The 11,610-nt window shown below is 53.7% G+C and carries 16 protein-coding genes; 11 read left to right on the forward strand and 5 right to left on the reverse strand.

From position 1 onward, the window contains the following. Positions 1-35 precede the first annotated feature (35 nt). The 6 genes from V5P19_RS01080 (at position 36) to hisP (ending at position 4,954) form a co-directional block, all read left to right on the forward strand. Positions 36-605, forward strand: a complete 570-nt coding sequence (locus V5P19_RS01080) for a UbiX family flavin prenyltransferase (RefSeq protein ID WP_334399302.1) — start codon at positions 36-38, stop codon at positions 603-605. Positions 606-895: 290 nt separating this feature from the next. After that, positions 896-1,678, forward strand: a complete 783-nt coding sequence (gene argT / locus V5P19_RS01085) for a lysine/arginine/ornithine ABC transporter substrate-binding protein ArgT (RefSeq protein ID WP_119937114.1) — start codon at positions 896-898, stop codon at positions 1,676-1,678. Between the two features lie 225 nt (positions 1,679-1,903). Then, the gene (hisJ, locus tag V5P19_RS01090; RefSeq protein ID WP_334399307.1) at positions 1,904-2,686 is read left to right on the forward strand and encodes a histidine ABC transporter substrate-binding protein HisJ; all 783 of its coding nucleotides are present in this window, start codon (positions 1,904-1,906) and stop codon (positions 2,684-2,686) included. A gap of 86 nt (positions 2,687-2,772) precedes the next feature. Then, entirely contained in the window at positions 2,773-3,459 is a 687-nt protein-coding gene (locus V5P19_RS01095; RefSeq protein WP_334399309.1) for a histidine ABC transporter permease HisQ, read from the forward strand. Then, positions 3,456-4,172, forward strand: coding sequence for an ABC transporter permease (locus tag V5P19_RS01100; protein WP_334399311.1), 717 nt, complete (start codon positions 3,456-3,458; stop codon positions 4,170-4,172). Before V5P19_RS01095 ends, V5P19_RS01100 begins: the two co-directional genes overlap by 4 nt. 8 nt (positions 4,173-4,180) lie before the next feature. After that, positions 4,181-4,954 (forward strand): histidine ABC transporter ATP-binding protein HisP, encoded by a 774-nt coding sequence (gene hisP, locus V5P19_RS01105; protein ID WP_108416648.1) that lies wholly within the window; start codon positions 4,181-4,183, stop codon positions 4,952-4,954. 49 nt (positions 4,955-5,003) lie between these two features. On the opposite strand, the gene V5P19_RS01110 is transcribed toward hisP, so the two are convergent. The 4 genes from V5P19_RS01110 to yfcG all read right to left on the reverse strand — a co-directional run bounded on the left by V5P19_RS01110 (position 5,004) and on the right by yfcG (position 7,538). Further along, positions 5,004-5,513 (reverse strand): GNAT family N-acetyltransferase, encoded by a 510-nt coding sequence (locus V5P19_RS01110; protein WP_334399313.1) that lies wholly within the window; start codon positions 5,511-5,513, stop codon positions 5,004-5,006. Positions 5,514-5,557: 44 nt separating this feature from the next. Further along, entirely contained in the window at positions 5,558-6,451 is an 894-nt protein-coding gene (locus V5P19_RS01115; RefSeq protein WP_334399315.1) for a TIGR01777 family oxidoreductase, read from the reverse strand. 13 nt (positions 6,452-6,464) lie between these two features. Then, the gene (gene folX / locus V5P19_RS01120; protein ID WP_334399317.1) at positions 6,465-6,833 is read right to left on the reverse strand and encodes a dihydroneopterin triphosphate 2'-epimerase; all 369 of its coding nucleotides are present in this window, start codon (positions 6,831-6,833) and stop codon (positions 6,465-6,467) included. A 75-nt stretch (positions 6,834-6,908) separates the two neighbouring features. Next, positions 6,909-7,538, reverse strand: a complete 630-nt coding sequence (yfcG, locus tag V5P19_RS01125) for a GSH-dependent disulfide bond oxidoreductase (protein ID WP_334399319.1) — start codon at positions 7,536-7,538, stop codon at positions 6,909-6,911. Positions 7,539-7,678: 140 nt separating this feature from the next. Here yfcG and yfcF point away from each other — a divergent pair, with 140 nt between their 5' ends. From yfcF to yfcD, 3 genes are read left to right on the forward strand one after another with little or no spacing between them, the layout of a single operon-like run. Continuing rightward, the gene (yfcF, locus tag V5P19_RS01130) at positions 7,679-8,323 is read left to right on the forward strand and encodes a glutathione transferase (RefSeq protein ID WP_334399321.1); all 645 of its coding nucleotides are present in this window, start codon (positions 7,679-7,681) and stop codon (positions 8,321-8,323) included. Between the two features lie 55 nt (positions 8,324-8,378). Continuing rightward, positions 8,379-8,930, forward strand: a complete 552-nt coding sequence (yfcE, locus tag V5P19_RS01135) for a phosphodiesterase (RefSeq protein ID WP_334399323.1) — start codon at positions 8,379-8,381, stop codon at positions 8,928-8,930. Positions 8,931-8,985: 55 nt separating this feature from the next. Next, positions 8,986-9,552 (forward strand): NUDIX hydrolase YfcD, encoded by a 567-nt coding sequence (gene yfcD / locus V5P19_RS01140; protein ID WP_334399325.1) that lies wholly within the window; start codon positions 8,986-8,988, stop codon positions 9,550-9,552. Positions 9,553-9,555: 3 nt separating this feature from the next. On the opposite strand, the gene V5P19_RS01145 is transcribed toward yfcD, so the two are convergent. Beyond that, a complete protein-coding gene (locus tag V5P19_RS01145) occupies positions 9,556-10,575 on the reverse strand; it encodes a LacI family DNA-binding transcriptional regulator (RefSeq protein WP_334399327.1) in 1,020 nt (339 codons plus the stop codon). A 236-nt stretch (positions 10,576-10,811) separates the two neighbouring features. Between V5P19_RS01145 and V5P19_RS01150 the strand changes: the two genes are divergently transcribed. Both V5P19_RS01150 and V5P19_RS01155 read left to right on the forward strand, forming a co-directional pair. Continuing rightward, positions 10,812-11,255, forward strand: coding sequence for a PTS sugar transporter subunit IIA (locus V5P19_RS01150; protein WP_334399329.1), 444 nt, complete (start codon positions 10,812-10,814; stop codon positions 11,253-11,255). Between the two features lie 79 nt (positions 11,256-11,334). Continuing rightward, positions 11,335-11,607 carry a PTS sugar transporter subunit IIB gene (locus tag V5P19_RS01155; protein ID WP_218307715.1) on the forward strand — a complete coding sequence of 91 codons (273 nt, stop codon included), beginning with the start codon at positions 11,335-11,337 and terminating at the stop codon, positions 11,605-11,607. Positions 11,608-11,610: the final 3 nt, after the last annotated feature.

An 11,610-nucleotide genomic window follows, 5' to 3' on the forward strand; every position in this document is an offset into this window, starting at 1 on the left:
CACAGTCAGCCCTGAAATCAGCAAGGGCAAAAATCATGAAACGACTCATTGTAGGGATCAGCGGTGCCAGCGGCGCGGTTTATGGCGTACGTCTGTTGCAGGTACTGCGTGACGTAGCAGAAGTGGAAACCCATCTGGTCATGAGCCAGGCGGCGCGTCAGACCCTTTCCCTTGAAACCGATCTCTCCCTGCGCGATGTGCAGTCCCTGGCTGATGTGGTTCACGATGCCCGTGATATCGCCGCCAGCATCTCCTCCGGCTCGTTTAAAACGGCGGGGATGGTGATCCTGCCCTGTTCCATTAAAACCCTCTCCGGCATTGTGAACAGCTATACCGATACGCTGGTAACGCGTGCAGCCGACGTGGTGCTCAAAGAGCGACGTCCGCTTGTTTTGTGCGTGCGCGAAACGCCGATGCATTTGGGGCACTTACGTTTAATGACCCAGGCTGCCGAGCTGGGCGCGGTGATTATGCCCCCGGTTCCCGCGTTCTATCATCGCCCGCAAACGCTTGATGACGTGATCAACCAGACGGTCAACCGCGTGCTGGACCAGTTTGATATCGACCTGCCGGAAGACCTCTTCACCCGCTGGCAGGGTGCATGAGGGCGTGCACAACTAGCGTGCATGGAAAGACAACTTGCCCTGTTACAGGGCAAAACTGCAACCGCGATCATATCCTCGACATTTAATTCGTTTTTTCCCTTTTTCCCTCTGCGGTTCGTTCGGCAGACCTGCTATCTTTCCTCATTAAGGCAATATCGCAACGTTTTATTAACATATTTAACGTCGAATTTTTGACCAGACGGCAATGTGGCATAAGACCTGCAAGAGAAGCCTGCAACACAACACACAACACAATACATAATAAAATCACGGTACTTGAGGGTAAATGTATGAAGAAGACGGTTCTGGCTCTGTCTTTGCTCGTGGGGTTAAGTGCAGCAGCAGGTAGCTATGCGGCACTGCCACAGACAGTTCGTATCGGTACGGACGCAACTTACGCACCATTCTCATCCAAGGATGCGAAAGGCGAATTTGTTGGGTTCGATATCGATCTGGGAAATGAAATGTGCAAACGCATGGAAGTGAAATGCACATGGGTGGGCAGCGACTTTGATGCGCTGATCCCGTCGCTGAAAGCCAAGAAAATTGACGCCATTATCTCTTCTCTCTCCATCACCGAAAAACGTCAGCAGGAGATTGCCTTCTCTGACAAGCTCTATGCTGCGGATTCCCGTCTGATTGCGGCCAAAGGTTCTCCTATTCAGCCGACCATCGACTCGTTGAAAGGCAAACATGTGGGTGTGCTTCAGGGCTCTACTCAGGAAGGTTTTGCGAATGCCAACTGGCGCGAGAAGGGCGTAGACGTGGTGGCTTATCAAAACCAGGATTTGATTTACTCTGACCTGGCGGCGGGCCGTCTGGATGCGGCGTTCCAGGATGAGGTTGCCGCGAGCGAAGGCTTCCTCAAGCAGCCTGCAGGTAAAGAATTCGCGTTTGCGGGCCCGTCTGTTAAAGACAAAAAATACTTTGGTGACGGCACCGGTATTGGCCTGCGTAAGGACGATACCGAGCTGAAAGCTGCCTTTGACAAAGCCTTCACCGAGCTGCGCAAAGACGGTACTTACGACAAACTGGCGAAGAAATACTTCGACTTCAACGTGTACGGTGACTAACGCACGATGGCGATGCACCAATAAGGTGCGTTGCCAGGGTTTATGATCCAATACAGTGCAATTCATGCACTGTATTGGATCGCCTTGTGCATACTTACGCATTTATAATGCAAAAAATCCCGTGTGGAAGGCATTATTCTTTGCCTGACTATGGGGATTAATGGCACATTAACGACACCCCGTCGTCGTAAAAACCCGTATAAAGACAGTTTGTTGAGGACAGATATGAAAAAACTCGTGTTGTCACTTTCTCTGGTGCTCGCCTTTTCCAGCGCTACCGCGGCATTCGCAGCCATTCCGCAAAAAATTCGTATTGGTACCGATCCTACCTATGCCCCGTTCGAATCGAAGAATACGAAGGGTGAACTGGTCGGTTTTGACATTGATTTGGCCAACGAGCTGTGCAAACGCATCAAAGCACAATGTACCTACGTTGAGAACCCGCTGGACGCGCTGATCCCATCGCTGAAAGCCAAGAAAATCGACGTCATCATGTCTTCTCTCTCCATCACTGAAAAGCGTCAGCAGGAGATTGCCTTTACTGACAAACTCTATGCGGCAGACTCCCGTTTGGTCGTGGCGAATGCCTCTGACATTCAGCCAACGATTGACTCGCTGAAAGGCAAGCGCGTGGGCGTGCTGCAGGGCACCACGCAGGAAACCTACGGCAATGTCCACTGGGCACCGAAAGGCATTGAAATCGTCTCGTACCAGGGCCAGGAAAACATCTATGCAGACCTGACGGCTGGCCGTATTGACGCCGCGTTCCAGGATGAAGTCGCCGCGAGCGAAGGTTTCCTGAAACAGCCGATCGGTAAAGATTACAAGTTCGGCGGTCCGTCCATTAAAGACGAGAAACTCTTTGGTGTGGGCACCGGTATGGGTCTGCGCAAAGAAGACAATGAACTGCGCGAAGCGCTGAACAAAGCCTTTGCTGAAATGCGCGCTGATGGCACCTACGACAAGCTGGCGAAAAAATACTTCGATTTTAATGTTTACGGCGGCTAATTGCCCCGTCAAATAACGTGCGGCCCCTCCCGCGGAGGGAGGGGATAAGACACGGTTCTACCACTCACGACACGACAGGGCACGCTATGCTGTACGGATTTTCTGGCGTTATTTTACAAGGCGCGCTTGTCACCCTTGAGCTGGCGTTAAGCTCCGTGGTACTGGCTGTGCTGATAGGCCTGGCGGGCGCTGGGGCAAAGCTTTCAGCGAATAAGCCGCTGGCGCTGATTTTTGAAGGCTATACCACGCTGATTCGCGGCGTTCCGGATCTTGTGCTGATGCTGCTGATTTTTTACGGCCTGCAGATTGCGCTAAACAGCGTGACGGATGCGATCGGTATGGGACAAATTGATATCGACCCGATGGTGGCCGGTATTATTACCCTCGGATTTATCTACGGGGCGTACTTCACGGAAACCTTTCGCGGGGCTTACATGGCCGTGCCGCGAGGGCATATTGAAGCGGCGACCGCATTTGGTTTTACCTCCTCACAGACGTTTCGCCGAATCATGTTCCCGGCCATGATGCGCTTTGCGCTTCCCGGTATCGGTAACAACTGGCAGGTAATCCTCAAGGCGACGGCACTGGTTTCTCTGCTGGGCCTGGAAGATGTCGTGAAAGCGACGCAGCTGGCCGGTAAAAGTACCTGGGAACCGTTCTACTTTGCGGTGGTGTGTGGCGTCATCTATCTGGTCTTTACGACCGTCTCCAATGGTGTGCTGCTTCTGCTAGAACGTCGCTACTCCGTGGGTGTGAAGAGGGCTGACCTGTGATTGAGATTATTCAGGAATACTGGAAATCGCTGCTGTGGACGGACGGCTATCGCTTTACCGGCGTGGCGATCACGCTATGGCTGCTGATTTCTTCCGTGGTAATGGGCGGCATTCTGGCGGTGTTTCTGGCCATTGGTCGCGTGTCGAACAATAAATACATTCGTTTCCCTATCTGGCTGTTTACCTACGTGTTCCGCGGTACGCCGCTGTACGTACAGCTGCTGGTGTTCTATTCGGGGATGTACACGCTGGAGATCGTGAAAGGCACCGAGATGCTGAACGCCTTCTTCCGCAGCGGACTGAACTGTACCGTGCTGGCGCTGACGCTCAACACCTGTGCCTACACCACCGAGATTTTCGCGGGGGCTATTCGCTCCGTGCCTTACGGTGAAATCGAAGCGGCGCGCGCGTACGGATTCTCGTCGGTGAAGCTTTACCGTTGCATTATTCTGCCGTCGGCGCTGCGTATCGCGCTGCCTGCTTACAGCAACGAAGTGATCCTCATGCTGCACTCCACCGCGCTGGCGTTTACTGCAACAGTGCCGGACCTGCTGAAGATCGCCCGTGACATTAACTCTGCGACCTATCAGCCGTTTACCGCGTTTGGCATTGCGGCGGTGCTCTATTTGATTATTTCCTACGTCCTCATTAGCCTGTTCCGCAAGGCTGAAAAACGCTGGCTGCAGCATATAAAACCTTCTTCGACGCACTGAGAATTATGATGGCTGAGAACAAACTAAACGTTATCGACTTGCACAAACGCTACGGCGAACATGAAGTGCTGAAAGGGGTGTCGCTGCAGGCTAACGCGGGCGATGTGATCAGTATTATTGGCTCATCCGGTTCCGGTAAAAGTACCTTCCTGCGCTGCATTAACTTCCTCGAAAAACCGAGCGAAGGTTCAATCGTGGTGAGCGGGCAGAATATCAACCTGGTGCGTGATAAAGACGGTCAGCTGAAGGTGGCGGATAAGCATCAGCTGCGTCTGCTGCGCACGCGCTTGACGATGGTATTCCAGCATTTTAACCTCTGGAGCCATATGACGGTGCTGGAGAACGTCATGGAAGCACCGGTTCAGGTACTGGGTCTGAACAAGCAGGAAGCCCGCGAGCGCGCGGTGAAGTATCTGGCGAAAGTGGGTATCGATGAGCGCCAGCAGATGAAGTACCCGGTACACTTGTCCGGCGGCCAGCAGCAGCGTGTGTCCATTGCGCGCGCGCTGGCAATGGAGCCAGAAGTATTACTGTTTGACGAACCGACGTCTGCATTGGACCCAGAACTCGTCGGCGAAGTGCTGCGCATCATGCAGAAGCTGGCCGAAGAGGGCAAAACGATGGTGGTAGTGACGCACGAGATGGGCTTTGCCCGTAACGTCTCGAATCACGTCATCTTCCTGCATCAGGGGAAAATTGAAGAGCAGGGTCATCCGGATGAGGTGCTGGCGAACCCGCAAAGCCCGCGTCTGCAGCAGTTCCTGAAGGGATCGTTAAAGTAGTTTTGCCTTTCGCCCTCTCCTCTTTAGGGAGAGGGCGAGATTGAGGAGATTAAACCGCACCGCACTCCAGCCGATATACCCAGTCGTCATACCGCACCCCGTCTATTTCGTACGCCTTCTCCAGCACCTGCGTGCGCACAAAACCTGCTTTCTCTAACACCCGGACCGATCCGCCGTTGTCCGCCAGCACATAGGCGTTAATCGCTTTCACGCTCGTCTGATTAAAGGCGTAGTCGCACACTGCGCTCAGCGCCTCGCTGGCAATGCCCTTACCCTGCGCGGCAGGCACGACGGTATAGCCGATATCCGCCTCTTCACGGTTTTCTGCGCTGATTTTCAGGCCAATATCGCCAAGCGGGGTGTCATCATCACGAAAGCGAATCACAAAAACATGCGCCGCTGCTATACGAGCGGCAAACACGCGGCGGGTTTCTTTTTCCGGGGCGATGGCGGCCATGTAACGCATGATATTGCGGTCTTCCCGCAGAGAGCGGAAAAACGCCCAGTCCGTGGGTTCGAAAGGAGTGAGGTGCAGACGGGGTGTGGTGATGGTTGCCATTGTTACGCCATATCATCGGAACATGACGTATAACTGTAACATATTCACTGCACCACATCCCCCAGGGCTTCTTCTAAGTCATACCAGCGAAAGGCAAATCCCGCCGCCTCAAGCCGTTTTGGCAACGCCCGCTGTCCGCCCAGGACCAGCACCGATGATTCGCCCATTAGCAGCCTAATCACGGTAGCGGGCACGCGCAACACCGCCGGGCGATGCAGGGCATGTCCCAGCGCATGGGCGAACTGTTCGTTCCGCACAGGGTATGGCGAGACCATATTAAACGGCCCGCGCAGGTCGTTATCGAGCAGCCAGAGAATACCGTTGACCATATCGTCGATATGGATCCACGCCATATATTGGCGACCATTGCCGATCGGCCCGCCGAGCCCGAGCTTAAAGGGGGGAAGCATTTTGCCCAAAATGCCGCCTTTTGGCGCAAGCACCACGCCCGTACGCAGCAGGCAGACACGTGTGCTATCGCTCTGCGCAGCGCAGGCGATACGCTCCCACTGGGCGCAGAGTTTATGCGTAAACTCGTTGTGCGGGGGCTCTTCTTCGGTAACGACTACCTCGCCGAGGTCGCCGTAGTATCCCACCGCCGAGCCGGAAATAAATACCGACGGTGGGGTATGGCTGTTACGGATAAGCTCAACCAGCCTTTCGGTGATGTTCCATCGGCTGCTGCACAGCCGCTGTTTTTGCTCTTCTGTCCAGCGTTTGTCGGCAATGGGTTCTCCCGCGAGGTTAATGACGGCGTCAAAGCCGTCCAGATTCTGCTGCTCAGTTAGCCCCTTCCAGATATCGACGCCCGTCCCCAGCGCCTGACGGGCTTTCTCCGGACTGCGCGTGACCACGGTGATGTCGTGATGCAGCGCCTGCAGGCGTGGAATGAGATGGCGACCAATCAGGCCCGTACCGCCGGTCAGCAGAATCTTCATACAACCTCCAGGTTTACGCCTGGCGCTGCCAGCTTAACGTCATTGAGACAGAGTCGGCATAGCGCAGGGCGTGAAGTTTATCGATCTCTACTTCAGCATATGTGACCCAGCTATGCTCGCGTGCGATATCGAGCACATCCTGAGTTAATTTTTCCAGTAAGAAAAAGCGGTTGTTCTCAACATACTGGATGATGCTTTTGGTAATAGTGCGATAGTTCAGCGCGTCATTGATGTCTTCGCTGGCGCGCGCCTTGTCTGCCGGGTAGTGGATCACCACGTTAATAACGATATCCTGACGATTGGCGATCTCTTCGTCTTTGATACCAATGAAGGTGCGTAAGCGTAAGTTTTTTATACGTATAATAGCGTCATGCTGCGACATTGCAGGTCTTCTCCGTGTCTGGATTTCCGCTCCATAATACATGAGTGCAACATCTGCGCACATCAGGGGACCGGCTTAAATATCGTGGATTTTTTGCATGGCGCGCTCGGTAGCTGGACGGGTGCGGATGCGCTCGAACCAGTTGTTAACCGCCGGATAAGAGGCGAGATCGATACGGTGGCGTTCATGCGTGTTCACCCACGGCCAGCAGGCGATATCGGCAATGCTGTAGTGTTCGCCCCCGAGCCAGGGCGTTTTCTCCAGCCTTTGGTTCAATACGCCGTAAAGACGTTGGGTTTCAACCTGATAGCGTTCGATAGCGTAAGGGATGGGTTGCGGAGCATAGGCGGTAAAGTGGTGGTTTTGTCCGAGCATTGGGCCCAGGCCGCTCGTCTGCCAGAAGAGCCACTGCAGCGTTTGATGGCGCTCGCGCAATTCGCTGCTTAGCAGTTTGCCGGTTTTCTCGGCCAGATAAAGCAAAATCTCCCCGGACTCAAACAGGCTCAACGGCCTGCCGCCGTCAGCGGGAAGGTTATCGATAATCGCAGGAATTTTGTTGTTGGGTGAGATAGCCAGAAAAACCGGCCTGAACTGGTCACCCTTGCTAATGTCGACACGAACGATCCGGTACTCTACTTCGGCCTCTTCCAGAAAGAGGGTAATCTTATGGCCTTTTGGGGTAGGGGCATAGTAAAGGTCGATCATTCTCAACTCCTGTCCGTGCGAATAGTGGTGCCATGACAATTGAGTATAGGTGCTTGTTGCAAATCGTGAGTTTTCATCAAGTGACAGCAGGGTAAAGAGATTATATGTTGAGTGAAAACCGATGAGTCGATGAGGAAGTTATGAACCAGCCTGCTATTACACTGTGGTCCGATTCCCGTTACTTTTCACCGTATGTCATGAGCGCGTACGTGGCGCTGGCTGAAAAAGGGCTGACGTTTACCTTAAAGACGGTCGATCTGGACGGTGGCGAACACCTTAATCCGCAGTGGAAGGGATATGCTCTGACCCGACGCGTGCCAATGCTGGAAGTGGATGACTTTGAATTAAGCGAATCCTCAGCGATCGATGAATATCTTGAAGATCGTTTCGCGCCGCCCGAGTGGGAGCGGATTTACCCTCACGATCTGCAAAAGCGTGCGCGTGCGCGTCAGATCCAGGCCTGGTTGCGCAGCGATCTGCTGCCAATCCGCGTTGAGCGTTCCACCGATGTCGTCTTTGCCGGGGTGAAAAAGCCCGCCCTCAGCGCTGAGGGGAGCGCCAGTGCGCAAAAGCTGATTAAGACTGCCTCCGCGTTGTTGGCCCATGGCAACCCAAACCTGTTTGGCGAGTGGTGTATTGCCGATACCGATCTGGCAATCATGCTGAACCGTCTGATCCTCAACGGTGACGATGTTCCACCGCTGCTGGTGGATTATGCCGCATTCCAGTGGCAACGCGCCTCTGTACAGCGCTATGTGGCACTCTCCGCTAAGCGTGTGGGCTGAACAGGCCTGGCGCTTCAGGTATGATATGGGCATCTGATTTTCTGAGGAGTTACTGATGAAACTGATGTTTGCGTCGGATATCCATGGATCGCTGCCTGCTACCGAGCGTGTTCTTTCACTGTTTGTCCAAAGCGAGGCGCAGTGGCTGGTGATTCTGGGCGATGTGTTAAACCATGGCCCGCGCAATGCGCTGCCGGAAGGCTATGCACCCGCTCAGGTGGCGGAAAAGCTCAACCCCTTTGCCTCCCGTATCATCGCCGTTCGCGGCAACTGCGACAGTGAAGTGGACCAGATGCTGCTCCAGTTTCCCATGACGGCGCCCTGGCAACAGGTGCTTCTGGAAAAATGCCGTCTTTTTTTAACCCACGGGCATCTTTTTGGCGCGGATAATCTCCCGGCGCTTGCGGCTGGCGATGTCCTTATTTACGGTCATACTCATATTCCGGTCGCCGAAAAACGCGGGGAGATTTATCACTTTAACCCTGGTTCGGTCAGCATACCCAAAGGCGGGAATCCTGCCAGCTACGGCATGCTGGACGAGAATACGTTAAGCGTTATCGCACTTAATGATCAGCAAGTTATTGCGCAGATAGCGATTAATCCGTAAGTTACACCTCAACTGCAAACGCGCCAAAAGAGCGCTTAGACGAGAAGGTTTCCCGATGGTGGAGCAGAGTCATTTGGCAAGTACTGAATGGGTTGACATTGTCAGCGAAGAAAATGAAGTAATCGCGCAGGCCAGCCGCGAACAAATGCGCGCAGAGCGTCTTCGTCACCGCGCAACCTATATCGTTGTCCATGACGGTATGGGCAAAATACTGGTTCAGCGCCGTACTGAAACCAAAGATTTTCTTCCCGGTATGTTGGATGCGACTGCGGGCGGCGTGGTTCAGGCCGATGAAGTGCTGCTGGATTCCGCACGTCGTGAAGCAGAAGAAGAGTTAGGCATTGCCGGTGTGCCGTTTGCCGAACACGGCCAGTTCTATTTCGAGGACGAAAATTGCCGCGTCTGGGGCGGGCTGTTTAGCTGCGTCTCTCACGGACCTTTCGCCCTGCGGGAAGAAGAGGTCAGTGAAGTGAGCTGGATGACGCCGGAAGAGATTACCGCGCGTTGTGACGAGTTCACGCCGGATTCGCTGAAAGCGTTGGCGCTGTGGATGACCCGCAACGCCAAAAACGAATCCGCTAAACCGGAAAGTAAGCCGGAAAAAGAGGAAGAGGCTGAATAAGCCTTAACAACTTTCCCGCAAACAGAGGCTGGACGCGATAGGTTTATGATCGCGCCAGTCTCCGTCATTCAGACGTTCAAGCAACGCTCTTCCGGCTTCAATGCCAATCTTTCGATGGGGTACCGCCATTGTCGTCAGCGGTGGCTGACAGACGCGGCTCACGTCGCTGTCGCCAAACCCCACAACGGCCAAATCATCGGGGACTTTAATGCGCCGGCGCTGGCACTCATAAAGCACGCCACAGGCCAGTTCATCCGAAACGCAGACCAGCGCATCCAGCTCCGGCCAGGCCAGCAGAAACTCGGGCAGTTGCGCAGAGCCTGTCGAAAACGTCGGCGGCATGGCGGCGTTAATCACCCGATTGGGTGACATATGGTGGCGAAGCATTGCCTTGTACCAGCCCTGCAAATGCTGCTGGAAAATCCACTGTTCCTGGTTCGCACACAGCAGGCCGATATTTTGATAGCCACGCTGGATCAGCATTTCCGTCAGCTCATACATGGCGGCCACGTTATCGATCCCAATGTTCATATCAATAGGGTCGGCGCGCATCGCGCCCATCTCCATTACCGGAATTGAGGCATTATTCAGCCAATGGCGGACGGTATCAGAGTGTTCAACGCTGAGTAATATCGCCGCGGCGATATTCGACGCCAGTAGGGTTTCGAGTAATTTTTCTTCTTGTTCAAGACGATGGCTGGATTCCGCCAGCATAATTTGGTACCCGGCAGGTTGTAGCACCTGCTGCAGTCCGGCAAACATCTCCGAGCACCCGGCTTCGGAAAGGTTAGGGACAACCATGGCTATCGTCCATGATGAGGCCGAGGCCAGGGCGCTGGCAGCTAAATTGGGCATATAGCCCAGCTCCTGCACGGCGGCTTCAATTTTTTCACGCAGTTTATCGGAAACCTGTTCAGGCGTGCGGAGTGCACGTGACACGGTCATCGTACCTACGCCCGCAAGCTGTGCGACATCGGCGAGTGTCACTTTGCCGGTACTGCGCCTTTTTCGGGTTAGAGACATACATCTTCCTGCTGACAGGACGCGACTAATTTCATCCTTCGCTTCACGTGAAAGGCAGTATACGCCTTAAATCCCTTTTTTTGCTGTGATTTAACACGATGATATCAATTTGATAGCGCTATCACACTTCTGAATGTTAATCGTTGGTAGCGCTATCTTTGTGATCACGATCGCAGCCAATGAGTGTTGTGTTGAATAAAGTTTGCTCATCTTTGGTGCTATGACGGGGGGGCAAAGTGCTCAAAAAGTGGATATATGATACAACCATCACGCTTGCCGATAGCGTCGAGGACTGGTCCCAGGCATTGGCGCTGTGCGCGAAACCGCTGCTGGATTTGCAGGTGATATCGCCAGAATACGTCACGGCGATCGTCGACCAACACCACGCCTTAGGGCCTTACTATGTGCTGGCACCAGGGCTAGCCATGCCGCATGCGCGGCCTGAAGAAGGGGCGAAAGGACTTGGCCTCTCATTATTAAAACTGAAACAGGGAGTCTCATTCGGTGCGGGAGAATTCGATCCCGTTGACGTGATCGTGATGCTCGCTGCACCGGACAAACACAGTCATATCGAAACGATCTCTGCGCTGGCGGAATTATTTTCCAGCGACGAAGATATGGCTGAATTACATCAGGCGAATACCCTGGAGGAGATAAAAACAATTATCGACCGCTTCTGATTTAATTATTTCATCCGATTAATCACAACATTACGCGCCAGCGTGATGGGGCGAACTTTACTCAAAATAGGGGACGACAATGAAAATCATGGCTATTTGCGGTTCCGGCCTCGGCAGTAGTTTTATGGTCGAAATGAATATTAAAAAGGTGCTCAAAAAACTCGATATTGAAGCCGAGGTTGAGCACTCCGATCTCTCTTCCGCCACGCCAGGCGCGGCCGACCTTTTTGTGATGGCGAAAGACATTGCGGCCAGCGCCAGCGTGCCGGAAAGCCAGCTGGTGGTGATCAACAACATCATCGACATCAATGAACTTGAAGCGCAGCTGCGTGCCTGGTTCGAAAGACAATAATCC

It is taken from the genome of Enterobacter sp. UNJFSC 003 (genome assembly GCF_036903355.1).
Taxonomy (GTDB): Bacteria; Pseudomonadota; Gammaproteobacteria; order Enterobacterales; family Enterobacteriaceae; genus Enterobacter.

Excerpts from the sequence above, each read along its gene's own strand:
- V5P19_RS01080 (WP_334399302.1), top strand. The coding sequence starts at position 36 with ATGAAACGACTCATTGTAGGGATCAGCGGTGCCAGCGGCGCGGTTTAT.
- argT (WP_119937114.1), top strand. The coding sequence starts at position 896 with ATGAAGAAGACGGTTCTGGCTCTGTCTTTGCTCGTGGGGTTAAGTGCA.
- hisJ (WP_334399307.1), top strand. The coding sequence starts at position 1,904 with ATGAAAAAACTCGTGTTGTCACTTTCTCTGGTGCTCGCCTTTTCCAGC.
- V5P19_RS01095 (WP_334399309.1), top strand. The coding sequence starts at position 2,773 with ATGCTGTACGGATTTTCTGGCGTTATTTTACAAGGCGCGCTTGTCACC.
- hisP (WP_108416648.1), top strand. The coding sequence starts at position 4,181 with ATGGCTGAGAACAAACTAAACGTTATCGACTTGCACAAACGCTACGGC.
- V5P19_RS01110 (WP_334399313.1), bottom strand. The coding sequence starts at position 5,513 with ATGGCAACCATCACCACACCCCGTCTGCACCTCACTCCTTTCGAACCC.
- V5P19_RS01115 (WP_334399315.1), bottom strand. The coding sequence starts at position 6,451 with ATGAAGATTCTGCTGACCGGCGGTACGGGCCTGATTGGTCGCCATCTC.
- folX (WP_334399317.1), bottom strand. The coding sequence starts at position 6,833 with ATGTCGCAGCATGACGCTATTATACGTATAAAAAACTTACGCTTACGC.
- yfcG (WP_334399319.1), bottom strand. The coding sequence starts at position 7,538 with ATGATCGACCTTTACTATGCCCCTACCCCAAAAGGCCATAAGATTACC.
- yfcF (WP_334399321.1), top strand. The coding sequence starts at position 7,679 with ATGAACCAGCCTGCTATTACACTGTGGTCCGATTCCCGTTACTTTTCA.
- yfcE (WP_334399323.1), top strand. The coding sequence starts at position 8,379 with ATGAAACTGATGTTTGCGTCGGATATCCATGGATCGCTGCCTGCTACC.
- yfcD (WP_334399325.1), top strand. The coding sequence starts at position 8,986 with ATGGTGGAGCAGAGTCATTTGGCAAGTACTGAATGGGTTGACATTGTC.
- V5P19_RS01145 (WP_334399327.1), bottom strand. The coding sequence starts at position 10,575 with ATGTCTCTAACCCGAAAAAGGCGCAGTACCGGCAAAGTGACACTCGCC.
- V5P19_RS01155 (WP_218307715.1), top strand. The coding sequence starts at position 11,335 with ATGAAAATCATGGCTATTTGCGGTTCCGGCCTCGGCAGTAGTTTTATG.